Origin of the sequence: Collimonas sp. OK242 (assembly GCF_900107095.1) — a bacterium.
Lineage (GTDB): Bacteria > Pseudomonadota > Gammaproteobacteria > Burkholderiales > Burkholderiaceae_D > Collimonas.
In genome coordinates this window covers 180,350-203,509 of sequence record NZ_FNOR01000002.1, presented here as the reverse complement: position 1 = coordinate 203,509, position 23,160 = coordinate 180,350, and the positions used below count along the sequence as shown (strand labels likewise).

The 23,160-nt window shown below is 54.2% G+C and carries 23 protein-coding genes and 1 pseudogene; 12 read left to right on the top strand and 12 right to left on the bottom strand.

Going from position 1 to position 23,160, the window contains the following annotated elements:
* The first annotated feature begins 180 nt into the window (after positions 1 to 180).
* The 9 genes from BLV81_RS02530 (at position 181) to BLV81_RS02490 (ending at position 8,511) form a co-directional block, all read left to right on the top strand.
* The gene (locus tag BLV81_RS02530; protein WP_092352071.1) at positions 181 to 756 is read left to right on the top strand and encodes a TetR/AcrR family transcriptional regulator; all 576 of its coding nucleotides are present in this window, start codon (positions 181 to 183) and stop codon (positions 754 to 756) included.
* A 69-nt stretch (positions 757 to 825) separates the two neighbouring features.
* Positions 826 to 2,037, top strand: coding sequence for an MFS transporter (locus BLV81_RS02525; RefSeq protein WP_092352069.1), 1,212 nt, complete (start codon positions 826 to 828; stop codon positions 2,035 to 2,037).
* Positions 2,038 to 2,207: 170 nt separating this feature from the next.
* Positions 2,208 to 2,960, top strand: a complete 753-nt coding sequence (locus BLV81_RS02520) for an SDR family oxidoreductase (RefSeq protein WP_092352067.1) — start codon at positions 2,208 to 2,210, stop codon at positions 2,958 to 2,960.
* Between the two features lie 191 nt (positions 2,961 to 3,151).
* Positions 3,152 to 3,559: a nuclear transport factor 2 family protein gene (locus tag BLV81_RS02515; protein WP_092352356.1), complete on the top strand. Its 408-nt coding sequence runs from the start codon at positions 3,152 to 3,154 to the stop codon at positions 3,557 to 3,559.
* 244 nt (positions 3,560 to 3,803) lie between these two features.
* Positions 3,804 to 4,382 (top strand): TetR/AcrR family transcriptional regulator, encoded by a 579-nt coding sequence (locus BLV81_RS02510; RefSeq protein WP_092352065.1) that lies wholly within the window; start codon positions 3,804 to 3,806, stop codon positions 4,380 to 4,382.
* Positions 4,383 to 4,700: 318 nt separating this feature from the next.
* Entirely contained in the window at positions 4,701 to 5,954 is a 1,254-nt protein-coding gene (locus tag BLV81_RS02505) for an NADH:flavin oxidoreductase/NADH oxidase family protein (RefSeq protein ID WP_092352063.1), read from the top strand.
* Between the two features lie 317 nt (positions 5,955 to 6,271).
* Complete coding sequence (locus tag BLV81_RS02500) at positions 6,272 to 7,138, top strand: alpha/beta fold hydrolase (protein ID WP_369823790.1); 867 nt, start codon at positions 6,272 to 6,274, stop codon at positions 7,136 to 7,138.
* Positions 7,139 to 7,218: 80 nt separating this feature from the next.
* The gene (locus BLV81_RS02495) at positions 7,219 to 8,064 is read left to right on the top strand and encodes an alpha/beta fold hydrolase (protein WP_218134238.1); all 846 of its coding nucleotides are present in this window, start codon (positions 7,219 to 7,221) and stop codon (positions 8,062 to 8,064) included.
* A gap of 66 nt (positions 8,065 to 8,130) precedes the next feature.
* Positions 8,131 to 8,511 carry a helicase gene (locus BLV81_RS02490; protein WP_092352059.1) on the top strand — a complete coding sequence of 127 codons (381 nt, stop codon included), beginning with the start codon at positions 8,131 to 8,133 and terminating at the stop codon, positions 8,509 to 8,511.
* 84 nt (positions 8,512 to 8,595) lie between these two features.
* On the opposite strand, the gene BLV81_RS02485 is transcribed toward BLV81_RS02490, so the two are convergent.
* The 10 genes and pseudogenes from BLV81_RS02485 to BLV81_RS24130 all read right to left on the bottom strand — a co-directional run bounded on the left by BLV81_RS02485 (position 8,596) and on the right by BLV81_RS24130 (position 16,507).
* Positions 8,596 to 9,420: an SDR family NAD(P)-dependent oxidoreductase gene (locus BLV81_RS02485; RefSeq protein WP_092352057.1), complete on the bottom strand. Its 825-nt coding sequence runs from the start codon at positions 9,418 to 9,420 to the stop codon at positions 8,596 to 8,598.
* A gap of 58 nt (positions 9,421 to 9,478) precedes the next feature.
* Complete coding sequence (locus BLV81_RS02480) at positions 9,479 to 10,291, bottom strand: oxidoreductase (protein WP_092352055.1); 813 nt, start codon at positions 10,289 to 10,291, stop codon at positions 9,479 to 9,481.
* Positions 10,292 to 10,375: 84 nt separating this feature from the next.
* Positions 10,376 to 10,827: pseudogene (locus BLV81_RS02475) on the bottom strand (TetR/AcrR family transcriptional regulator).
* A gap of 143 nt (positions 10,828 to 10,970) precedes the next feature.
* Positions 10,971 to 11,975 carry an NADP-dependent oxidoreductase gene (locus tag BLV81_RS02470; RefSeq protein ID WP_092352053.1) on the bottom strand — a complete coding sequence of 335 codons (1,005 nt, stop codon included), beginning with the start codon at positions 11,973 to 11,975 and terminating at the stop codon, positions 10,971 to 10,973.
* Between the two features lie 159 nt (positions 11,976 to 12,134).
* Entirely contained in the window at positions 12,135 to 13,142 is a 1,008-nt protein-coding gene (locus tag BLV81_RS02465) for an NADP-dependent oxidoreductase (protein WP_092352051.1), read from the bottom strand.
* A gap of 97 nt (positions 13,143 to 13,239) precedes the next feature.
* Positions 13,240 to 13,653 carry a hypothetical protein gene (locus tag BLV81_RS02460; protein WP_092352049.1) on the bottom strand — a complete coding sequence of 138 codons (414 nt, stop codon included), beginning with the start codon at positions 13,651 to 13,653 and terminating at the stop codon, positions 13,240 to 13,242.
* Between the two features lie 4 nt (positions 13,654 to 13,657).
* Positions 13,658 to 14,734 carry an alkene reductase gene (locus BLV81_RS02455; protein WP_092352047.1) on the bottom strand — a complete coding sequence of 359 codons (1,077 nt, stop codon included), beginning with the start codon at positions 14,732 to 14,734 and terminating at the stop codon, positions 13,658 to 13,660.
* Between the two features lie 39 nt (positions 14,735 to 14,773).
* Positions 14,774 to 15,571, bottom strand: coding sequence for an SDR family NAD(P)-dependent oxidoreductase (locus tag BLV81_RS02450; protein ID WP_218134237.1), 798 nt, complete (start codon positions 15,569 to 15,571; stop codon positions 14,774 to 14,776).
* Between the two features lie 68 nt (positions 15,572 to 15,639).
* The gene (locus BLV81_RS02445) at positions 15,640 to 16,248 is read right to left on the bottom strand and encodes a TetR/AcrR family transcriptional regulator (RefSeq protein ID WP_092352043.1); all 609 of its coding nucleotides are present in this window, start codon (positions 16,246 to 16,248) and stop codon (positions 15,640 to 15,642) included.
* Between the two features lie 13 nt (positions 16,249 to 16,261).
* Positions 16,262 to 16,507: a hypothetical protein gene (locus BLV81_RS24130; RefSeq protein WP_255364908.1), complete on the bottom strand. Its 246-nt coding sequence runs from the start codon at positions 16,505 to 16,507 to the stop codon at positions 16,262 to 16,264.
* A 292-nt stretch (positions 16,508 to 16,799) separates the two neighbouring features.
* On the opposite strand from BLV81_RS24130, the gene BLV81_RS02435 reads away from it, so the two are divergent.
* Positions 16,800 to 17,783, top strand: a complete 984-nt coding sequence (locus BLV81_RS02435; protein WP_092352039.1) for an alpha/beta fold hydrolase — start codon at positions 16,800 to 16,802, stop codon at positions 17,781 to 17,783.
* Positions 17,784 to 17,876: 93 nt separating this feature from the next.
* Here the strand turns inward: BLV81_RS02435 and BLV81_RS02430 are convergent, their stop codons facing one another.
* Entirely contained in the window at positions 17,877 to 18,794 is a 918-nt protein-coding gene (locus tag BLV81_RS02430; RefSeq protein WP_092352037.1) for a LysR family transcriptional regulator, read from the bottom strand.
* Between the two features lie 317 nt (positions 18,795 to 19,111).
* Between BLV81_RS02430 and BLV81_RS02425 the strand changes: the two genes are divergently transcribed.
* Positions 19,112 to 20,692: a sensor histidine kinase gene (locus BLV81_RS02425; protein WP_092352035.1), complete on the top strand. Its 1,581-nt coding sequence runs from the start codon at positions 19,112 to 19,114 to the stop codon at positions 20,690 to 20,692.
* A gap of 1 nt (position 20,693) precedes the next feature.
* Positions 20,694 to 21,317, top strand: coding sequence for a response regulator (locus tag BLV81_RS02420; RefSeq protein WP_092352033.1), 624 nt, complete (start codon positions 20,694 to 20,696; stop codon positions 21,315 to 21,317).
* Here BLV81_RS02420 and BLV81_RS02415 read toward each other — a convergent pair.
* A complete protein-coding gene (locus tag BLV81_RS02415; RefSeq protein ID WP_092352352.1) occupies positions 21,303 to 23,066 on the bottom strand; it encodes an FAD-dependent oxidoreductase in 1,764 nt (587 codons plus the stop codon). The two genes, BLV81_RS02420 and BLV81_RS02415, sit on opposite strands and share 15 nt — an antisense overlap.
* Positions 23,067 to 23,160: the final 94 nt, after the last annotated feature.

The following is a 23,160-nucleotide window of genomic DNA, read 5'->3' as shown; positions in this document are numbered from 1 at the left end:
TGCTTATTGAACATATTAAACAATTGGCAATCAAAGAATCGCATCTATCCTCTTCCTGCACGCCAAGTTGTTTCATTTTGTAGTGACTCTCGGAATCGACTATACATTGCTGCTTCCCGATCATAAAAAATCTGACGAGTCTTGCTTGACAAATGAGATGACTGGTCATATTATATTTTCATGCCAAAGCCAAACGTACACGACCATATATTCGAAGCAGCATTAAAACTCCTCCCTGAGAAGGGTTTCAATGGTTGCAGCGTGCAAGACATTACTGTTTCAGCCGGTGTACCGAAGGGGTCGTTTTACAACCACTTCGAGAGCAAGGAAGCGCTCGGAGCGGAGATCGTGGCCTATTATGGAACACGCGGCAACTTGCGAGATGTATTGAGCGATCAGTCAATCGCACCAGTGGAACGGTTGAGACAGTATTTTGTTGGACTCAATGAAATGATCGTTAGCCGCGACTTTGAACAAGGTTGCTTACTCGGAAATTTTAGCGCTGAACTGCCGGATCAAAGTCCGATCATCAGAAGCGAGTTAGCGCGAGTGTATGAAGCTTGGACCAACACTATTGGGGCGACCATTGCTGCCGGCCAAGCCGATCACTCGATAGGGAGTGAACTGAGCGCGCAGACACTCGCGGGATTTTTGCTCAATGCGTGGGAGGGAGCGACCTTGAGGGCGAGAGTTGAACGGAGTCGCGATGCATTTGATGCGTTCATGGATGTGACGTTTCATAAAATTCTGGTCTGACCCCCCGTCGCAAACAGGCTTTTTTTTCTGGCATTTTTAAGATGACCGGTCATATTATAGGAGATTTACATGACTGCTAAAAATTCCGCCATATCGACGAATGCCCCACTCTACTTGCTGGCGTTGGGTACTTTCGCTGTCGGAGCCGAGGGGTTCATGATTGCAGGGATACTGCCTTCGATCGCCACAGACTTGTCTGTAAGTGTCTCGGTCGCAGGACAGCTTGTGGCAGCCTTTGCTTTTGCATATGCAATTAGTTCGCCGGTCTTAACGGCGCTTTCGGGCGGCATCAATCGCCGCAGGCTGCTTATCTTTTCCATGTGCGCGTTCACGCTGACTAACCTCTTAGCCTGGAGCGCAACCGGTTATTGGTCGTTGATGGGCGCTCGCATTCTACTTGCGTTTGCGGCAGGTTTGTACGTTCCAAGTGCGAATGCTCTCGCGGGAGCGCTGGTTACTCCGCAGCGACGAGGAAGCGCTTTGGCTATCGTCAATGGCGGACTTACGGTTGCCATTGCTCTCGGCGTTCCATTGGGAACCTACATCGCCAACAAATTCGGATGGCGCATGACTTTTGTTGGCCTTGCCATGGTCGCCGCTGTCGCAACCGTAGGGCTTAGTCTGGGCTTGCCAGGGAACATTGGAGCTGGACTACCCGTCGCCAGCCTGCGCGAGCGAATTAACGTCGCACGGCAACCGGCGGTATTGCTGGCGTTGTTGGGCACGACGCTCTGGGCGATGGGTGGATACACTGTCTATACCTACCTCGCTCTGTTTGTTCAAACGGTGACCGCCATTCAAGGCGAGCACGTTGGCTACGTGTTGTTTATGTGGGGCGTGGCTGCTGCGATAGGCGTGGCGCTTGGCGGGACGGCAAATGACAAGTTCGGCTTCCGTTCCGTCATTCTGCCTGCACTCTTCTTTATGGCTGCTTCCTTTTTGATGCTCTCAGCAACAGCTCATCTTCTTCCGCAAACCATGGCGATTGCACCTGTGTTCGTTGCCGTAGCCGTTTGGGGAATAGCTGCGTGGGCCTTTTATCCCGCCCAACAAGCTCGCTTGATGGCCATAGCAGGGATCAAGGTCGCACCGATTGCCCTTTCGCTGAATGCCTCGTTCATGTATCTCGGCTTTTCACTTGGCGCCGGGGTTGGCTCCCTCACCCTGGCTTACAGCCGCGTGTCGAACCTGGGCCTGGTTGCGGCGACATTCGTCGCTTCTTCTTTATTACTGACATTGGGTACGACCCGCCGGAATGTACTCAATGTCGAGTTGGCCTGAGTGGCGCTTAAACACAACTGATGACTCCAACAGATCACAGGGGGAACGACATGACGAATTCGTGAGACGGTAGGAAGATCGACTGGGAACGCCCCGGTTGTTTGACGAACGGGCCAGAGCACGCCCTGCTGCAAATTGTACTTAAACAAACCAAACAAGAGGAACAGAAAATGAAACTGAGTGGAAATACTATCTTTATTACCGGTGGTGGTTCAGGAATTGGGCGTGGCTTGGCAGAGGCTTTGCACAAACTGGGAAACCAGGTAATCATCTCCGGCCGGCGCAAGGGCCATCTGGGTGAGGTAACCAAGGCGAATCCCGGCATGCAGTCGGTGGAACTCAATGTCGAGGATCCTGCCAGCATCGCAGCGGTCGCAACAAAACTGATTGCAGAGCACCCAAAGCTCAATGTGCTGATCAACAATGCCGGCATCATGCAGATCGACGATGCCGCGAGCACAATAGATGAAGGTCTCCTGGTGTCGACCATCACCACCAATCTGATGGGGCCGATCCGGATGACGTCGGCGCTGATCGAGCACTTGAAGAAACAGGACGCGGCTACTGTCATCAATGTATCGTCGGTACTGGGGTTTGTGCCACTGGCGATGACGGCGGTGTATTCCTCCACCAAGGCGGCCATACACTCGTATACCCAATCGCTGCGCTACAAGTTGAAAGACAGTTCGGTGAAGGTGCTGGAGTTAGCTCCGCCCTGGGTGCAAACGGACCTGCTGAATAGTAATGACGAACCTCGGGCGATGCCTCTGGCGCAGTTCATCGACGAAACCATCAAGGTCCTTGGAACAGACACGGAGGAGGTATTGGTGGAAGGCGCAAAGACGCTGCGCAATAACCCGGGACCGGGCGAGGCTGCGCTTGTAATTCAGTTCAACGACACGATGGAGCAACCGCCACATTGATCGGAGATCGCTGTGGCGAGCGACGATGATGCGTTGTGGCGATCTCCTTTCGAGTTGAGTCCTCTGTGCACATCGTCGCCGTCCCAATGTGGCTTGAGATCAAACTGCAGCGTGGTCTGCGAAGATTTTTTTTGATAAGCAGTGCAGGTATCTTTACGGCTGAGAGCATAACCGTGATTTTGGAGAACAAAATGAATGAAACGATTGAAACGAAAAATAAAGCACTTGTCCTTGAGGCATTCGACACCTTGTTTAACAAGCGTGATTACGTGACATGTGAGCGCTATTGGTCGCCCAATTACATCCAGCATAGCGCTCATATTGAACCCGGCCGCGACGGCCTGTTCAATCTCATCAAAAGCGCTCCAGCTACGTTGAAGTACGAACCGGGCGTGATAATGGCCGATGGCGATTTTGTGATAGTGCACGGGCGATTTTCTGGTCATGGCCGGCCGAAGAACTGGATCGCGGCAGACATTCTACGCATCGTCGACGGCATTCTGGTCGAGCATTGGGACGTCATTCAAGACGAGGCTTCGCATGAGGAATCAAAGAGCGGCCTTCCCATGTTCGGCAACAAATTTCCCGAAGAACTTTGAATTATCAGTCCGGGTTGTCGTCGCACAAACGAGCCAACAATGGAGGAAACCTATATGGCTGCGCAAATAGGTACAGACTTCAAACGAACATCGCCTACTTCACCGGTACACAACTAACGTACGACTTTTCCGTTTTATGAGATGCCCTCTCCTTATTTATGACACACAAAAAAGCTTGACTACCATTAAATTACGAGTATACTTTTAACGTACGATGATAATTCAATGAGAAAGAACAACTTCCATGCGTTACGTAAAAGGACAAAAAGAATTGACGCGCTCGCGCATTCTCGAAGTCGCCTCGCGACGTTTCCGTGGCGAGGGAATTGCGGCGGTTGGCTTGGCCGGAATTATGCAGGAGGCTGACCTTACCAATGGCGCCTTTTACGTCCACTTCAAGTCGAAGGAAAATTTGCTCCAGGAGGTTGTCGTCGACACGTTAAACCGCAGGCTTGAAGCGATGATTGCGGCGTCAGCAGAAGGTTTGGGGTTGGAGCATGGGATTCGCGACTATCTCAGCCCTGGGGCGCGCGACGCCGCTGATGAAGGTTGCCCAACGGCTGCGTTAGTTGCCGAAATAGCCCGTCACCCCAAGGAGACCCGCGACTTGTTCACGCGCAAAATTGGCGATTTTCTCGATTTTATCGCCAATAATTTGCCTGGACGTGACCCTATTACGCAGCGCAAAGATGCAGCTGCACTTTTCGGCATGATGGTCGGAACCTTGCAGCTCGCCCGCGCTGTGAGTGATAAAGCAATGTCAGACCAAATTCTTGAGGGGGGAATTGAGGCAGGAATCGCAATCGTTCGAAGGCAGCAATAATAAATAGTTTTGATGTTATTGAATAAATTAGCGCTGGCGATCGACAGCAGTTGCTAGCGAAGTTTGTATATAAAACTCGCAAATAGCGAAATCGCTCTGGACCCTATTGGTGTCCGATCCAGAGTTGTGAATATTTGGGCGCCTTATTTTTTGGCTTCATTAAATTACGATCATACTTTAATTCGACGTTTTATCAATTGAAGAATGAACGCGAAAACCAAACTTTTACTTGCAACAGTACTGGCTTTGACTGTGAGCGGCAGAATATTTGCGCAGCAGATTGGCAATGCGCCACCCCGAAACATATGAGGTTCCAACATGGCAGATTTTTCCTCTACTGATACCGACTTGTTGACCCAGCCTCTGCTCCTGCAGAATGGCTACGTCCTCCGCAACCGTTTGGCGAAGGCGGCAACGAGCGAGACTCTGGCCACTTATGCCAACAACCCGACGCCGAATCTCATCCGGCTATACCGGCGCTGGGCCTCTTCTGGCATTGGATTGCTCATCACCGGGAACGTGATGATCGACCGCCGGGCGCTCGGCGAGCCCGGCAACGTCGTCATCGAGAATGAAGCCGATCTGCCTTTGCTGCGCCAATGGGCGCGCGCGGCGACCGATCAGGGCGCCGCGATATGGGTTCAGCTCAACCATCCCGGCAAGCAGTCGGCCAAAGGTCTGAATGTCAGCAATCTGGCGCCATCGGCAGTGCCATTCAGCCAGGATCTGGCAGCGCTGTTTGAGACCCCGCGCGAGGCCACTTCTGCTGAAATCAACGACATCATCCAACGCTTCGGACGCAGTGCTGCCATCTGCAAGAAAGCCGGCTTCAGCGGCGTGCAAATCCACGCTGCGCATGGTTATCTGATCAATCAATTCCTGTCCCCACACCACAATCAACGCAATGACGAATGGGGTGGCAGCGCCGAAAAGCGGCGCCGCTTCGTGCTGGCTGTCTACGCCGAGATTCGGCGGCAGGTCAGCCCGGACTTTCCGGTCGCCATCAAGCTCAATTCGGCGGATTTCCAGCGAGGGGGATTTACCGAAGAGGAGTCGCTAGCGACAGTCCAGGCGCTAGTCGACGCCGGCATCGACCTTATCGAAATATCGGGAGGGACTTACGAAACAGGGGTTGCCCAGCCACAAAAGGCGTCCACCCTCGCGCGCGAAGCCTACTTCATCGAATTTGCTGAGAAGGTGCGTGCCACAGTGAAGGTGCCGCTAATGGTCACCGGAGGCTTCCGCAGCGCAAGCGGCATGAACGCCGCACTGCGCTCCGGGGCGGTCGACGTCGTCGGCATGGCGCGGTTGATGGTCATCGATCCTGACGCCCCTATGGCGTTGTTGCAAGGGCGGGACAGCAAGCAGCGTGTACGTCCGATCAAGACGGGGATAAAGCAGATTGATCGACTGGGCCTGATGGAAGTCCTCTGGTACACCCTGCAGCTAAAACGCATCGCCAATGGCGCCGAGCCCCGCCCCAACGAAAGCGGTTTATGGGCCTTTCTGAAATCACTTGCGATGAATGGTTGGGGCGCCTATCGAACCCGACGCCTGCGAGCTCGAACATAAACGGACCTGTGGAAATGCGCATGACAGATTAGTGCTTCGCGCAATAGGCGCAGAATTTTATATTTAATATTTTAGGCGACTAGGGAAGCAGTCGCATTCATTTAGAAATACCAACCTTGGAGGTTCTTACAATGCGTCATTTACTGAAAACCAACGCCCTGCTGTTCGCCCTAGCCGCACAGTTCATTTCGCCGGCAACGCGTGCAAGCGAAGGCTCGTCCGACAGTAACCCATCGGCAACGGCTCAATGCAATGTCTCGTCTGACGGCAATTCTCCGACGACGAGCACGAGCAATGAAACATCAGCTAGCGCGAACATCAACCAACCGGCGGTCGACCAAGCGTCGGAGGTCAACTGGAAAAACGTGCCAACGCAAACCATCGCAGCAGATGGAATTGAATTCGCTTACCGGGAACTTGGGAAGCAAAATGGTGGGACACCGGTGGTGCTTCTTGGCCACTTGGCTGCCGTCCTGGACAACTGGGATCCTCGGGTCCTGGATGGTATTGCGGCGAAGCGTCATGTGATTGCTTTCGACAACCGAGGCATTGGGGCCTCCACCGGCACTCCGTCAAAATCGATAGAACAAATGGCGGACGATGCCACTACTTTTATCAAAGCGATGGGCTTCAAGCAAGTCGATATTTTCGGCTTCTCGATGGGCGGAATGATCGCCCAGGAAATTGTGCTGAAAGAACCGCAGATTGTCGGCAAGCTGATTCTAGCTGGAACCGGTCCGGCCGGTGGCGAGGGCATCAGCGATGTTTCCCGGATCTCGAATTTCGAACTTTTCCACGGCCTCATTACGTTTCAGGATCCGAAGCAATATCTGTTCTTCACTCGCACACCTAACGGGATCTCGGCCGGCAAGGCATTCCTAACGCGCCTGAAGGAACGTTCGGAGAATCGTGACAAAGAAATCACATTTTCCGCGTATTTCGCGCAGTTAAAGGCGCTGAAGGCCTGGGGGAAAAAAGAACCTGCAGACCTATCAGTGATCAAAATTCCCGTGCTCGTCGCCAATGGAGACAACGATCGAATGGTCCCAACAAAGAACACGTATGACTTGGCTCGGCGCCTTCCGAATAGCACTCTGATTATCTATCCCGATGCTGGCCATGGCGGAGTGTTTCAGTGTTATGCCGACTTTGTGCCGAAGGCTCTCGATTTCCTTGCTAAATAGGACTCTGAAGAGCGTTATTGCATAAATGCACCAGTAGTCAACTAATCCGCGAAAGCAATCGTCAACAAGAGGATTACATCATGACCGATACACACTTCACTGCGCCAACTCGCTTCGTGGAAGTCGATGGCGACAAATATGCCTATCGTCGTTGGGGCAACAGCACCACAGATCAACCGCCACTTTTCTTTCTGCAACATTTTCGCGGAGGCATGGATCACTGGGATCCCCTCATGACGGACGGCCTGGCTGCGGGACGCGAAGTGATCCTTTATAACGGTCGCGGTATTGCATCTTCTTCCGGCAAGCCGCGCACTCGAATGGAGCATATGGCCGACGATGCAGCAGCGGTCATACGAGCACTCGGTCTTCGCAAGGTTGATGTTTTAGGTTTTTCCCTGGGTGGCTTTCAGGCTCAAGACTTGACGCGACGTCATCCTGACCTGGTCCGCAAGCTCATGCTGCTCGGCACTGGTCCCCGTGGCGGAAATCCGGATTCAGAGCCCGGTGTATTGGAGACGGCTCCGCGCCCCGTCCCGACCGTGGAGGATTTCTTGTTCCTGTTCTTCGGTAGGTCTGAGGCCGCGCAAAAGGCCGGGCGCGACTTCTGGACCCGCCGTCATCAGCGTGCAGACCAAGACCCTCCCAGTTCCCCGAAAGTAATACAGGCTCAAATTGAGGCGAACATGTATTACCTGCCGAAACTCGACCCCAAAGAGCCTTTTTCTCACTTGCGCGAAATCAAACAGCCGACGTTCATCCTTAACGGCGTGAACGACGTGATGGTTCCGACAATTAATTCCTGGTACATGGCCCAGAACATTCCGAATGCGCAGTTATTCATTTATCCCGATGCTGGCCATGCGGCGCAATTCCAGTACCCTGACCGCTTCTTGAAGCACGCCATTCAGTTTCTCGAAGAGTAACTACCGAGAAATGTTCAACACCTTCTCAAGTCATTTTAATAGCACTTGGATTAGGGAAAAACAATCATGCTAAAGTTTAAATTCTTACTATGGGTCCTAACGAAGTTATTGCAAAGGGCCATCAGAAACAACCCGGAGTGCGCCAAGTATGTGCGAGGCAAGAGGCTGATATTCCAGATAAGAACTATTGGAGGGGTTGGTCGTTATTTCACCATAGAGAACGGCGCCGTCAATTCTGTCGCCGGAATTACCAAGACGCCAAATTTCACCATGTCCTTCAGAGATGCTGCCAGAGGTTTTGCGACACTTTCCGCAAAGGATGGCAAAGAAGCCTTTCTGGCAGCGTTGCATAAAGAAGATCTCACAATCAGTGGCGACTTTGTTGAGGTGATGTGGTTCCAAGGATTGACGGAATATTTGCAGCCTAGCAAAAAGCAAGAACACTAAGAGATTACCGAAGACGATTTAATCTTCCTTGAGTTTTCGAGCTGGCTCCGCTTCGCGGTTCTCTGTGATAGTTGCCCGCTTCTCTCAAGTAGCTCTTCGCGCCGGCAGCGCTAACCGGGGCTTACCTAACACTTGAGTCGCAACCCGCGACGCGAACCGCCGCGTCAAGAAGCGCACACCGAAGCACGACAGTTTATTGAACAGGCCGGGCACAACCGTACGCTTGCCGCGCAGCATCGCAAGGATCGCGGCGTGTGCCACGAACTCCGCGCTTTTCGTCGACGCGTTCGCGATCCACGAGTAGTCGCCCCCGCCGGACGCGGCGTGGAACGCGGTTTCGGTGCCGCCAGGGCAGATGCAGGTCACCGATAGCGGCGTGCCGCGGTGCTCGTCATGGAGGCCCTCGCTGAAGTTGCGGACGAACGCCTTCGACGCGGCGTACAGCGCCATGTTCGGCACTGACTGGTACGCGCCGGTCGACGCGATGTTCACCATGTGTGCAGGCTCGGTGCCTGCCTTGCGCGCGTCGACGAAGCACCGCGCGAGCTGGACGAGCGAGGTCATGTTGAGTTGGACGAGCTCCGCGTCGCGTGCCCAGTCAACCTCGTCGAACCGGCGGAAATAGCCGAATCCGGCGTTATTGATCAGGATGTCGATCGGGCCACCGGCGATCGCGGCGTCCCAGAGCGCGCGCGCGGCATCGGGCTTTCCGAGATCTGCGGTAACGATCTCGACCTTCACGCCCTTGCAGGTCGCGGCGACCGCATCAAGTGCGTCGCGGCGCCGCGCCGTCAGCACGAGATCAACACCAAGCGCCGCGAGCTCACGCGCGATTGCCGCGCCAATGCCGCTGGATGCGCCGGTCACCAGCGCGCGTTTGCCAATGTTGACGGTTGTGTATGTATTCAAATCGTTCTCCTTATCGTGTAGAGCGTTATCAAAAGCGGCGTGCGAAACGGCTAGCCGCCTATGCGTCGAGCCGAAGGTCTTTGCGTACTCCGGCGTCCAGCACGCTGGCCGGCGCAAACCTGCGCAGCAGGCGCAAGCGGCTGGCCATGCCCGGTGCGTAGTGGGTCTTGGGACGCACCGCTTCGGCGGCCTTCAACACGATGTCGGCCACCACCTCAGGTCCGTCTGCGCCCGCGATTCCTTCCTTGAGCCGCTGCTCCATGCCCGCGCGAATTTCGCGGTACATGTCCAACGGTGTATCGGGTTGCATTAGATTCGCTTCGAACGGCGTGTTGATATAGGGCGGCTCCACCACCGAGACGCGAATGCCCAGCGTGCGCAACTCATGGTCTAGCGATTCCGAATAGCCGGCGACGGCGTGCTTGGTAGCGGAGTACAGCGCCATATATGGTGCGGGTAGGAACCCCACCACGGAGCCGATGTTGATGATGCGGCCACTCCCCTGGCGACGCATATGCGCTACGACGGACCGGATCATCCGTACCATACCGAAGAAGTTGGTGTCGAAGATAGCCTGGGCCTGCGCAATCGAACTCTCTTCCGCGCCGGCTGGAGCGACTCCGAAGCCAGCGTTGTTGACCAGCAGGTCGATGCGGCCTTCCAGCTGCATCAGCTGCCCGACTGCGGCATCGACCGATTCGTCGCTGGTTACATCCAGGGCCAGCATTTGGAACGGTCGCTGGCCCGCCTGGCCACCGCGTCGGCTGGTGCCGTACACCTTGTAGCCAGCGTTCGCCAGCCGTTGCGCAGTGGCTTCGCCTATGCCCGACGAAGCCCCAGTTACGAGGGCCACTTTATTCATGAGGTTCATACTGTTTTTCCTTTAGTGTTTGACTTTTGCATGACGATCATCATATTTGTTGAGCGAGTTAAAAATCAATAGGTTTAAGTGGCGTCAGGCGATGGGCAGGTGCTTCAAGGTAGCCGCGCGCAGACTGTCGGATAGTGCAGGCTCGTCGGTGACGCGGGCCAACAGCAAGGTACCGACCATGGTGGCGACGGTCACGAGGGCGCGTTCGTGGATACCGGGCTGCCCCCAATCTGGTGACTGGCGGGCAACAAGATCGTCCATTTCTTTGATGTACCGGGTGGTACGTCTGCCGCGACGGCTGCCGACTCCGCACAGGCCCGCCCCGCTGCTTCCGCCAGCATGGCCTCGCGCGAGGCGAAGTGGGCGTAGAAGCTGCCATGGGTCAGGCCGGCCTCTTTCATGATGTCGGCGACTCTGGTTCCGTCGTAGCCGCTGCGACGGATCGCCCGCGCAGCGGCGGACACGATGCGCTCGTGTGCGGCTTTCTTGGCTGCCGTTCTGGCGATGGATTTTGCATTTCGCATGATGCTCATCATATATTTTTTCAAAAAAATGTGTAGTAATATTTTGAGCTAAAGCATCCGCTTGGTTGCGATTTTTTGGTCAGATCGTGCTTCACAAAGCGCCAAGCGACATTCAACCCCCGGTAATCCAGAAGCCTTTCGATCAAGGTCTTCAACTAAGCGCTCACCTTGACCACGACCTTGCCTTTGGCACGTCCCGTCTCAACGTAATCAAGCGCTTCCGGAGTGGATGCGAAAGGAAAAATCTTGTCCACCACGGTGCAGATGGCCCCAGTCCCGATCAACTCAGCGATGTGACGCAATTGCTCGCCATCGGCACGCATAAACAAAAAGACGTAGCTGACTTGATGACGTTTTGCTAGTTTTCTAATCCGATAACTGAGCATGCCCATGGCCATTCTGACGAACCATGCCGCACCGATCGCTCTGGCGAAATCCGGATCCGGCGGACCGGAAATCGAAATCAGCTTGCCGCCAGGCTTAAGCACACGGACTGATTTCATGAGCGTTGCGCCGCCCTGCGTGTCCAGTACGACGTCGTAATCGTGGAGCACGGCCTCAAAATCTGTTTTTTTGTAGTCGATGACGACATCGGCGCCCAAACGCTTGACCCAGTCATAATTCGCGGCACTGGTTGTGGTGGCGACGTACGCTCCCAGATGCTTTGCTAGTTGAATGGCAAAGGTGCCGACGCCGCCGGAACCAGCATGAATCAACACTTTCTGCCCCTTCTTCAGGTTCGCCTTCTCAACCAGCGCCTGCCATCCGGTCAAGCCGACCAGCGGGATGGACGCGGCATCTTCCATATTAAGCGCCTTGGGCTTGAGCGCCAGCGCATTTTCGCTGACTGCAATGTATTCGGCGAAAGCGCCAATGCGCTCCTGCTCCGGTCGCGTATACACTTCGTCACCAGGCTTGAAACGTCGCACACGCGCCCCGGCGCGGACCACGACACCCGCCAGATCATTTCCGAGTATCAGCGGCAAACGGTAAGGCAGTATCAATTTGAGCGCGCCGCTGCGTATTTTCAGATCCAGTGGATTGACGCTGGCGGCATGGATTTGGACCAACACATCGTCTTCCCGCAGTTCCGGCTCCGGCATCTCGCTTGCGTGAACCACGTTGCTGCTTTCATAACGGTCAATGATGAATGCCTTCATTCCACCCTCCAGTGTTCGATTTCCATGGATACAGATGTTGTCGATCGCGGCGCCGGGTCCTCCGCTCAGTATACTCGCGCGCCAAGATGGGGCGCGATCTGTTCCTTAAAATCGATCAAGCCCTACAACCGGATCTGCGCCATTTTTTTGAAGGTACGATCACGTGCTCACCATCTGCACAACGACCTTCCCCTTGGCCCGCCCCCCTTCGAGATAAGCCAGTCCCTCCTTCGCTTGAACGAACGGAACTACCTTATCAATCACCGGACGGATGCGCGATGTCTCAAGCAGCTCGCCGATCTTAGCGAGTTGACGGCCATCTGGACGCACGAACAGGAACGAATATGAGGCGTCACGCTGTTTTGCGAGCCGGATGATCTTACGGCTCAACAGGCCTAATACGAACATCATCAAAAAATTCATTCCGCGTGCGCGTGCGAAGGCGGCATCCGGCGGGCCGACGAGCGAGACGACACTGCTTCCGGGCTTTGCAATCTGCAATGTCTTTTCGAGCCCATCTCCGCTGATCGTACCCAGGACGACGTCATAACCCCGCAGCACTTCCTCAAATTCCTGCTTCTTGTAATCAATCACCTCGTCAGCGCCGAGGCTACGCACCAGATCCACGTTACCCGTGCTGGTGGTGGTCCCTACCTTTGCACCGAGGTGATTTGCCAGCTGGATCGCGAACGTTCCTATGCCTCCCGCACCTGCTGGGATAAACACCTTCTGCCCAGGCTTAAGCCGTGCGCGTTCAGTGAACGCTTGCCACGATGTAAGTCCGACCATCGGAATCGAGGCGGCTTGCACAAAGTCCAGATTGACAGGTTTAAGCGCAGCGGCATGCTCGGGCACGGCGGCAAACTCAGCAAGAGAGCCGCCGCCCAGATCGAAGATGCTGGCGAACACAGCATCGCCGACCTTAAAGCGGGTCACGCGACTGCCGACTTCCACCACGACACCTGCCAGATCGCTCCCCAGCGTAGCCGGCAGCTGAAACTTGAGGATAGGCTTAAACATTCCTTTCGGAATCTTGTAATCAATCGGATTGAGGCCGGCGGCGTGCACCTGGACCAGCATCTCATCCGGTCTGATCTCAGGCCGAGGAATATCGGCAAACGCGATGTGATCGGCCTTGCCGTAACGTTTTAAGATAAGTGCCTTCATTATTCTATTGCCTTCTTTGTTTTCGTTAAATATGCATCCTGTTCGAGTACTGGCGGAGACGTTATCCAGCTTCTCAACACAGGCGGTCGTTGCTGGATTACGCTTTTCTACGCCGATGGTTGCTGTCCGACTGGGCGGGGTGGCCACACCCTACAAACAAGAACGCCAGCATGAGCGCGACTTCGATGAAAACGGCTATCAGGATTCTGGGGGAGGCATTCCCTGTCACCAATTCAAGGATCCCCAGTGTCGCGAGCATGAAACAGGCAGCCACAACACCTTTGATCAACGCTGATCGAGCCGTTGACGACTCGGCATTTCTGGCTGAGAAGAGCATGACGGCGATTCCTGCATACAGCGCTGCCGCACGCCGGCTGACCAATCCGGCTGAAGATGTGAATTCAATTCCCCAATCTGACAACAGGAGTTGAGGCGCCAACATCCAGATTAGCGCCAATGCGAAGAAAAGAAGCGCGGACAAGGTCGCGAGAGCACGGAAGTTGCGTTTCATGAACTTAACCTGCCAGCGCCGAATAGTCCGTATAACCCTGCGGTCCAGGCGTATAGAACGTGCTTGGATCGGGGGCGTTCAACGGCGCGTTTTGGCGCATGCGTTCAACCAGGTCAGGATTGGCCAAAAAGGCCCGGCCCATCGCTATCAAATCCGAGTGGCCTTCAATCAGCGCTTGCTCCGCGCTGTCTTTGTCGAAACCGCCGGCAAGAACGAAGGGACCGTCAAACGCCGCTCGCAGATCGGCCTTCAGCTTGGCTGGAACAGGCGGAGCGCCGATCGCCGAGTGATCCAGGACATGTATGTACATGAGGCCGAGGGCGGATAACTCCCTCACCAGCGCCACATACTGCTCATCCACTTCCGCGAAGGATCCGGTGGCATTGAAAACCCCATGTGGCGATAAACGGATACCGACTCGCTCAGCCCCGATCTCCTTTGCGGCGGCGCGGGCGACCTCAAGCACTAGCCGGTTACGCCCTTCGGGTGTACCTCCGTAGCCATCTGTTCGGCGGTTGACATTGGCATTCAGGAATTGCTCGAGCAAATAGCCGTTGGCAGCGTGCAATTCGATTCCATCGAAACCGGCGGCGATGGCCAGACGCGCGGCGGTTGCAAACTCATGAATCGCAGCCGCAATGTCGCCATCGGTCATCTCGCGCGGCGGCGTGTGCGGTTGGCTCCCATGGCTATCGGTCCACATCTCGCCGGGGCATCTGTCGGATGATGGCCCCAGTACTTCGGCCCCGACCGGCAGGTTTGCCTGATGGCTCACTCGCCCCGTATGCATCAGCTGAACGACGATCTTGCCGCCCTTGCCGTGGACTGCATCCGTTACGAGTTTCCAGCCCTGTACATGGGCATCATTGAATAAGCCCGGTATGCGCGCATAGCCCAAACCGTTCGGCGATGGAGAAGTACCCTCGGTAATAATAAGGCCAGCACTTGCACGCTGCGAATAGTAGGTAGCCATCAGGCTGTTCGGCGTGTTGTGCTCGACGGCACGACTGCGAGTGAGCGGAGACATCACGGCCCGATTGTTGAGATTGGTGGCACGTAGAGAGAAGGTTTCAAATAGCATTTTTCGGCAATCCTTAAAAAGATATTTTGATTCGTAAAATCAGGCCGGTAGAAGGCGCGGTGCAACCTTGCCGGTTTGTGACGTAGCGAAGAGTGCGAGACGGGCCGATTCAAAGCGTTCGATCAACTCCGCGTCAGCCACCGAAGGCCAGGTGATGTTTTCGCCTTTATCGAACGCAGACAAGGCTGCGTCCACCAGGTCATCCGTCGACATTACGGACTCCGGAGCGAGAGCCGCCAGGGGCACGCCGGACCTGTCCCAGATCTCTGTGGCCGTGGCGGCAGGGAGTACGACCTGAACTTTCACGCCTGTATCGGCAAGTTCATGCTGTAGCCCGCGGCTGAACGCCAGAACGAACGCTTTGCTTCCGCTGTACACGGAACTGATTGGCAGGGAGTTCACCGCCAATACAGAGGAAACATTGATGATCAGTCCCTCATTGCGCGACTTCATCCCAGGCAGGACTGCATGTGTCAAGCGCGTCAGGGCTGTGATGTTCAGCACGATCTGAGTCAAAGAGTCCTGTAAGGGGCTGTCTGAGATTGGGGCGAGTCGTGCGATGCCAGCATTGTTCACCAAGACACTGACCGCCGAATTATTGGAGAGAAATTGCTCGATGCTAGCCTGACCAGCCTCCGTTTCAAGGTCGGCGATCATTAGTGCGACCTTCACGCCGTGCGTCCTTGCGATCTTGGCCGCTAGCGATTGCAAGCGCTCCGAGCGTCGCGCAATAAGCACTAGGTCATAGCCCCGTTTAGCCAAGCGGTCGGCATAGACCGCGCCGATGCCAGATGATGCACCAGTCACAACTGCAATTTTTCGAGAAGAAGTAGGCATTATTAGTCCTTAATGTGAAATATATATGATGATCATCATATTTTAATGCAAAAAAACTGCCGATAAACTCAAGCGGCAGCCGGTATAAATTGCTTCAGTGCAGCTGCGCACAGCGCTGCGGACAGCTTGGGGTCGTCAACGGCACGCGCAACCATGGTGGTGCCAATCAGGGCGCAGACCAGCGCCATTGCCTGCTCGTGCGCCTGCGGCTGCCCCCAGTCGGGTAATTGGCGGGCGAATAGATCGATCATTTCCTTGATGTGAATGGTCGCGGCGCGTCGCACTTCCGGTGCCTGGCGCGGCATTTCCGAACCCAGCGCAGAGACCGGACAGCCAGTCTCGATGGCCGCGATATGCTCCTGCGACAAATACGCCTCCATCATGGCCTGCAGCGCTTTCCCCGGCGGCGCGGCCGCCGCCACGCGTGCCGCTAACGCAACTGATTCAGCACCGGCACGGTCCCCGGCTTCCGCCAGCAAAGCGTCGCGCGACTCAAAATGGGCATAGAAACCGCCGTGCGTCAGGCCGGCTTCTTTCATGATGTCGGCGACACCAGTACCTCCGTAGCCGCTGCGGCGGATGGCGCGAGCCGCCACTTCCACGATACGCTCGTGCGTGGCTTCCTTGCGGCTTACGACAGTGTGTTTGGTAGATTTCGCATTCATGACGATCATCATATATCATTTTTAATCAATGTGCAGGCACCGATTCAGAAAGGATAGCTGTACTGATCATTGGATGACCGATAACAATAGAAAAATGGAAAGAGACATCCTGCAGATTGCTGTTCTGAAGATGGCCTTTGCCCAGCGCAAACCAGCCGCCGGCCGGATTTGCCACATCGGCCAAGGCACTGTCTATGGAGTTTCCGCCTATCGGGCCGTACTTGATCAGAACCGGGCTGGTCCAAGCATGAGTCGCAAAGGCAATTGCCATGACAATGCCGTGGCTGAAAGCTTCTTCTCCAAACTCAAGAACGACGTTTTATCATGCGGAACCACAGAGAAGTAGATCGGATTGAAGATGCCCCCGCCACCCCATCCAGGATGCTTTTGCACATGGCAAATCCGGTCAACCGCGTTGCACGACAAGCCGATGTTCGATGTGGCCTGCTACTGGTCTTTTGGTAGTAGCAGGTTACTAGTCGCGCGACTAGACTTCTCATTGCTTATTCAAGCGCCCACGGTATTTAACATACCCCTACCATTCACCAAGAAAGGCCAATATCATGTCCAAGAAAATCGAACGTGAAGAAATCAGCTCACGCCGCAAATTACTGGTCTCCGCAGCAGGCGTTGCTGCCGGCGCAGCCACCGCCGTTCTGGCATCTTCGAATGCCGCCGCAGCTTCCGCCAAACCGACGTCTGGCGACAGCGTAGGCAAACACACGGGTAACACCGTCACAACCAAAGACGGCACGCTGATTCATTACAAGGACTGGGGAACAGGCCCGGTTGTCGTGTTCAGCCATGGCTGGCCGCTACAGGGCGACGCTTGGGAAGACCAAATGATGTTCTTGGCTACTAACGGCTATCGCGTAATTGCACATGATCGTCGCGGACACGGCCTGTCGAGCCAACCTTGGACCGGCAATGACATGGACACATACGCCGACGACCTAGCAACATTGATGGATGCCCTGGATCTGAAAGGTGCGACTATGGTTGGTCATTCCACCGGCGGTGGCGAGGTAGCGCGTTACATCGGACGTCACGGTAGCAAGCGCGTCGCCAAGGCGGTGCTGGTAGGTGCAGTGCCTCCGCAAATGGTTAAATCCGCCAATAATCCTAACGGTTTGCCGATGTCCGTATTCGACGGCATTCGGAGTTCGGTTCTAGCCGATCGCTCACAATTCTTCAAAGACTTGACGACCCCGTTTTACGGTTACAACCGCCCTGGCTCCAAGCCTTCCCAAGGTGTCCGTGATACATTCTGGGCTCAAGGCATGCAGTGCGGGATTAAAAACGCGTACGATTGCATCAAACAATTTTCGGAAACCGACTTCACCGAAGATTTAAAGAAAATGGATATGCCAACTCTGATCGTTCATGGCAGCGATGACCAAATTGTGCCTATCGATACGTCCGGCAAGGCTTCTGCGAAAATCGTCAAAAACGCGAAGTTGCTTATCTATGACGGCGCACCTCATGGTTTGCCAACCACTCACAAAGATAAATTGAATGCAGATTTGCTCGCATTCTTGAAGTCTTAAACGATGCATGGTCGGCGCTGTAATTCATACAGTGCCGACTAGAAAGAGAATCATGCGAGGCAACTCACAAATCTCGATGCATGACAGCACTGATTATTTCGGCTGGTTGAAATCGACGTGCTGACGAAAAATTTCCTCTACCCAATCGGCGAATAATCGAAGCTTTGCCACATTTCTTCGATTTTGTGGATATAACAATGATACCGGCATGGGTACTGGCAACCATTGAGAAAAGACTTCCACCAAATCACCACTGTCCAGATATTCTCGTACCTGGTACCGTGCAGGCTGTATCAGGCCGAGGCCCTGAAGACCGCAAGTTACATGAGCATCGGCATCATTTACCGAGACGACGCTCGTCATTTCAACTTTCACCACCGTCCCCTCCACCTGAAAGTCCCAATCAAACGCCCGTCCGGTTCTTCCAGAACAGTGTGTCACCATGCGATGGTGCTGCAATTCGTCAATCGTGCGGGGGGTGCCGTAACGTTTCAAATAAGATGGCGACGCGCAAGTGACGAACTGCATGCTGCCAATCTGTCGGCCGACGAGAGAAGAGTCTTGCAGGCTCCCGGCACGCAGAGCGCAATCGACACCCTCCTGTGTCATGTCAACCAAGCGGTCTGTGAGGCTCAAGACCAGCTCCAGTTCCGGGTACGCATCATAGAACTCGGCAATGCGAGGAAGCACCACATGGCGCCCAACGGCGCCCGGCATATCGATACGTAGCTTGCCCTTAGGTCCCTTCTGGCTATGATCACGAAAACTGCTTTCAATCTCCTCAATAGCAGCAAGGATTTGGGTACATTTTTCAAAATACTCGGCGCCATCCGGCGTCAGGGACAGGCGGCGAGTAGATCTTTGCAAAAGCCGGGTTCCCAGAAAAGCCTCCAGGTTTTGCAACGTCGAAGTCAATGATGCACGTTGCAAATTTAACGTTTCAGCTGCTTTCGAAAAACTGTTGGCCTCAACAATTCGCACGAAGGTCTGCATAGCTTTCAGGCGATCCAAGACGCTCTCCTCAAGATTGTTCAATTAAATCATACAGTATGGAAGGGGTGAAACATAACAATCTTTGATCGGATATTCCCTAAAATGAGTCCAGGAAGCATCTTGTTCCGCCTTTAACTGAACCGACACAAAGATCAATATCAATACCCCTTTCGTATAAACGACAATCCCGCTTCGCCAAGCATAATCTCAGCATCCCTTCGTTTTTATCGCAATGAATTTTTCTATCAACTTCTCACAATTGACACGGGCATTTAAAAAAAAACAATGCACACTACGCCTGACTGCATGAACCCAAAATTGAATCGTACAAACGTATGAACGCAATATTGAACAGCCAGCCTATGATCGATTTATCGGCGTCGAAACTCGTACCGTTGCACGCGAACCGTTTGATAGTCTTGCACCGGGCAGAACGCATGGCCTGCACCGCTATGGAAACCGCATTGGTAGCCTTGCCTGCCAGCCATGCTCAAAATCCGGAAGCACGACATCTTTTAGAGTGCGAGTTCAATCTGCGAAAGCGACCAGACCCCAATTGGACCTTGATGTCCCTATCGCTAGAGCCAGGCGACCAAGAGGAGTCTGCACTTATTTTTCCAGATCCAGGAGGTGTGCCACTATGCAGTCTTCCAAAAGAGCTGTTACCGACACAAGCAGCGCTTTCGCTCGAAAACGCCCATCTATCCAATCAATTGCAATTGGAAATTGAGCGTCGCCGAAACACCGAAGATGCTCTGAAAGCCAGCGAAACGTCTCTCGAAATCGCGCGGATGCTTACCCAATCCGGCATCTGGCGATGGAATATTGAAACCGGTGAAATTAATTGTTGCGAGGAGCTGATTCGAATACTGGATTTTGATCCTCCACCCCATACAGTTACTATCGACGAATTCATGGAGCGCGTCCATTGCGACGACAGGCCGCAGGTCGAAAGCGAAATATACGAGGTGCTAAACGCGGGCCAAAGCCTGCAGCAAGAATTTCGCGTTACGCTGCCTGACGGCACCCTGCGTCATCTGCGAAGCGTCGGACGGGTCGAACTCAACCGCGCTGGCCAGTTGGAATTTTTCGGATCAATAATAGACGTCAGTGATCAAAAACGTTCTGATGAAGCATTACGCCTTGCACAGGGCGAACTTGCCCGTGCGGCGCGGATAACAACAATGGGGCAATTCGCTGCATCAATTGGCCACGAGGTCAGTCAGCCTTTAGCCGCCATCGTACTAAATGCCGATGCTGCGCTATGTTGGTTGCGGCAAGAGCCAGCACAATTAACCCAGGTCAGGGATGCCTTAAAGCTGATACTTCAAGCGGGTAATTCTGCGGGGAGCGTGATCCGAAGCATTAGAGGCATGGCGTGTAAATCCGGGCCTGAAATTGCTCCTTTTGTAGTGGACGATGCAATTCGGGAGGTGTTACTACTACTTCGAGCTGAATTACAAAAACGTAAGATCGGAGTCCGTACCCAATTTACGCTTGGCACACGCTTGCTCAATGCCGATCGAGCGCAATTGCAACAGGTCATGATGAATCTTTTGTTGAACGCGATTGACGCAATGAGCTGCATCGAGGGCAGAACGCGTTTGCTGGACGTTCGATCTGCGATCGTAGATACCTCCGGAACCGTCAGCTTCAGCATCGAAGACAATGGCATAGGCATTGACGCCAATTCAGCCGAATGCCTGTTCGATCCTCTTTTTTCGAGCAAGTCCGATGGTATGGGTATGGGGCTGACAATCTGCCGTTCAATTGTTGAGTCTCATGGCGGGCGAATTTGGTGCACATCGCGACAACCAAACGGTACTTCCTTCCATGTCAGTTTGCCGCCGGACGGCGCGCGGATTGGAATGTCCGGCAATAACAAAATTCTGAATTCCGACAAGAAATTTACGTGATATGGAAACCATTTCAATTCTGATCGCGGACGACCATCCGCTGATACTCGCGGGTCTTACATCGTTGATTAATGCTACACCCGGGTTTCATCTGGTGGCTCAGGCCTCGGACGGACGCCAGGCATTGGATTATTACGAGCAATTGCGTCCAAACGTGGTTCTCATGGACCTCAATATGCCGGAAATGAACGGGGTTGAAACAATCGGCCGTATTCGCCACATAAATCCCAACGCGTGTATCGTGATCCTAACATCGTACCAAGGCGAAGAGGATGTCTACCGGGGTCTACACGCGGGTGCACAAGCATATTTGCTCAAAGACTCAGGAATGGAGCAACTGATCAAATGCATAAAGACTGTCGCCGCAGGAAGCAAATTCTTGCCGACTGAAGTTGCATCGAAATTGGCCGAGCGGATGGAGACAAACAGACTGTCTAAACGCGAACTGGAAATTCTCGTTCATCTGGCCACCGGGAAGAGTAACAAGATGATAGCGCGCAGCGCCGGGATTGAAGTCGGCACCGTAAAATTCCATGTGAATAATATCCTTGCGAAGCTCAATGTTGCAAGTCGGACCGAAGCAGCAACTGTTGCGGCCCGACGCGGCCTGCTAAGCATCTTTTGACGTGAGGCGATCTGAGTTGCTGAGGTAGGCGTGAATTTGCGCGACTACGGCAGCTCCCTCGCCAACGGCTGCAGCAACGCGTTTAACGGAACCTGCACGCACATCACCTATAGCAAATATTCCCGGTGCGCTCGCTGCTAATCCAGAAGCGCCCGCAACTCCGGCATTGGAGGCCTGCCCGGTAAGGACAAATCCTTTCTGATCGAGATTCAATCCGCAGCTATGCAACCAATCGGTTTGAGGTTCGGCGCCTATAAATAAAAACAGCCTGGACGTGGAAATTATTCTCTCGCAACCATGCTGTAACAACCTTACCGCTTCAAGCCCTTCGTCAGAGCCGTCCAACGCAGACACAATCGAATCGGTATGAAGGCTTATGTTTTCCGTTGTTGCGATGCGTTCTATCAGATAGGCAGACATACTGTCCGTCAATCCAGGTCCGCGTACGACCATGTGTACCTTGAGTGCATGCGAAGCGAGAAAAACGGCCGCCTGCCCTGCTGAGTTTCCGCCTCCCACCAATACAATTTCCTGTTCAAAACAAAGCTTTGCTTCGATGGGCGATGCCCAATAGTGGATACATCTTCCTTCGAAGCGCTCTACCCCCGCCAGATCCAGGCGCCTATAGCGCGCGCCAGATGCGATCACCACCGTTTTTTCCTGCACATAACTGGCGTCGTTCAATACAGCGCGACGTGGTGTGGTATCACAGCACAAATCAACCACGCATAGCGGAACTGCAATTTCTGCACCGAATTTTTGCGCCTGAACATAAGCGCGACCAGCCAGCTCTTGACCGGATATTCCAGTTGGAAAACCAAGGTAATTTTCGATTCGGGCGCTGGCTCCCGCCTGACCGCCAAAAGCGTGCTGCTCAAGGACTAAAACTGACAAGCCTTCCGACGCTGCATAGACTGCTGCTGCCAGTCCCGCCGGCCCTGCGCCGACGATGAGGACGTCATATACCTGAGAGCTTTCCAACAGAGGCAACATCCCCAGATTCCTTGCCAAGGCGTTTTCGCTGGGGTTAAAGCCGACTCCCCCGTCCGGATAAATCACTAAAGGCATTTGTTGTGGCGCCGGCGCATAAACCTGAAGAAGTGCGGCAGCGGCCGGGTCGTCATCTGGATCAAGCACGGTATGCGGATGCCCGTTGCTGGTCAGGAAATTTTGAAGCCTCACCATATCCGGGTTGCCAAGCCGGCCGACAAGGGCCGGGCCGCACTCCCCGGTATCGAGGAGATTCATGCGACGCAAAATCAATGCGCGCATGATACGCTCGCCCAAATCTGCGTGGCTGACGATCAAGCGACGTAACATCAATGAACTGATCTGCAAAGTACTTACTTCGCCGATGGCAGTGCCTTCAACGAGCGACGGCCGGTCCGATAGCTGACTGATCTCCGCTGTAAATTCCCCCGGACCGTGATGTGCTACCGTAAATTGCCTGTTCAGGCCATCATGCCGGCTAATCACCACCCAACCTGCCAGAATTATATGCATGCCGCCGGAGGCTTTGCCCGCCCGGAAAATGGTTTCCCCTGGACGCCAATGGTGCACAATCCCAAAGCGCATTGTTGCGCTTATCTCAGCCATTGTCAGTACCGGGAAAATCTGCTTTCGACGGCTCTCGATATCAACCGGATTTGCTACCGGCGTTCTACCTGCGTGAGGACGCAATGCCGGAGATTGGAAATTCAGATCAGAAACATCTGCGGACGGGACACCGGCACTATGTAGATCACTCATGATTATTAAACCCAAAATGGATTGAACGACCGGATGTTTCGCGTTCGTCACGCCGGGACCGAGCCAGAGGCGCTGTCCCGGCAGTGAATATCAT

What these genes read in the sequence shown, in the direction of transcription:
- BLV81_RS02530 (WP_092352071.1), top strand. Translation starts at nt 181, where the DNA reads ATGCCAAAGCCAAACGTACACGACCATATATTCGAAGCAGCATTAAAA.
- BLV81_RS02525 (WP_092352069.1), top strand. Translation starts at nt 826, where the DNA reads ATGACTGCTAAAAATTCCGCCATATCGACGAATGCCCCACTCTACTTG.
- BLV81_RS02520 (WP_092352067.1), top strand. Translation starts at nt 2,208, where the DNA reads ATGAAACTGAGTGGAAATACTATCTTTATTACCGGTGGTGGTTCAGGA.
- BLV81_RS02515 (WP_092352356.1), top strand. Translation starts at nt 3,152, where the DNA reads ATGAATGAAACGATTGAAACGAAAAATAAAGCACTTGTCCTTGAGGCA.
- BLV81_RS02510 (WP_092352065.1), top strand. Translation starts at nt 3,804, where the DNA reads ATGCGTTACGTAAAAGGACAAAAAGAATTGACGCGCTCGCGCATTCTC.
- BLV81_RS02505 (WP_092352063.1), top strand. Translation starts at nt 4,701, where the DNA reads ATGGCAGATTTTTCCTCTACTGATACCGACTTGTTGACCCAGCCTCTG.
- BLV81_RS02495 (WP_218134238.1), top strand. Translation starts at nt 7,219, where the DNA reads ATGACCGATACACACTTCACTGCGCCAACTCGCTTCGTGGAAGTCGAT.
- BLV81_RS02490 (WP_092352059.1), top strand. Translation starts at nt 8,131, where the DNA reads ATGCTAAAGTTTAAATTCTTACTATGGGTCCTAACGAAGTTATTGCAA.
- BLV81_RS02480 (WP_092352055.1), bottom strand. Translation starts at nt 10,291, where the DNA reads ATGAACCTCATGAATAAAGTGGCCCTCGTAACTGGGGCTTCGTCGGGC.
- BLV81_RS02470 (WP_092352053.1), bottom strand. Translation starts at nt 11,975, where the DNA reads ATGAAGGCATTCATCATTGACCGTTATGAAAGCAGCAACGTGGTTCAC.
- BLV81_RS02465 (WP_092352051.1), bottom strand. Translation starts at nt 13,142, where the DNA reads ATGAAGGCACTTATCTTAAAACGTTACGGCAAGGCCGATCACATCGCG.
- BLV81_RS02460 (WP_092352049.1), bottom strand. Translation starts at nt 13,653, where the DNA reads ATGAAACGCAACTTCCGTGCTCTCGCGACCTTGTCCGCGCTTCTTTTC.
- BLV81_RS02455 (WP_092352047.1), bottom strand. Translation starts at nt 14,734, where the DNA reads ATGCTATTTGAAACCTTCTCTCTACGTGCCACCAATCTCAACAATCGG.
- BLV81_RS02450 (WP_218134237.1), bottom strand. Translation starts at nt 15,571, where the DNA reads ATGCCTACTTCTTCTCGAAAAATTGCAGTTGTGACTGGTGCATCATCT.
- BLV81_RS02445 (WP_092352043.1), bottom strand. Translation starts at nt 16,248, where the DNA reads ATGATGATCGTCATGAATGCGAAATCTACCAAACACACTGTCGTAAGC.
- BLV81_RS24130 (WP_255364908.1), bottom strand. Translation starts at nt 16,507, where the DNA reads ATGGCAATTGCCTTTGCGACTCATGCTTGGACCAGCCCGGTTCTGATC.
- BLV81_RS02435 (WP_092352039.1), top strand. Translation starts at nt 16,800, where the DNA reads ATGTCCAAGAAAATCGAACGTGAAGAAATCAGCTCACGCCGCAAATTA.
- BLV81_RS02425 (WP_092352035.1), top strand. Translation starts at nt 19,112, where the DNA reads ATGAACGCAATATTGAACAGCCAGCCTATGATCGATTTATCGGCGTCG.
- BLV81_RS02420 (WP_092352033.1), top strand. Translation starts at nt 20,694, where the DNA reads ATGGAAACCATTTCAATTCTGATCGCGGACGACCATCCGCTGATACTC.
- BLV81_RS02415 (WP_092352352.1), bottom strand. Translation starts at nt 23,066, where the DNA reads ATGAGTGATCTACATAGTGCCGGTGTCCCGTCCGCAGATGTTTCTGAT.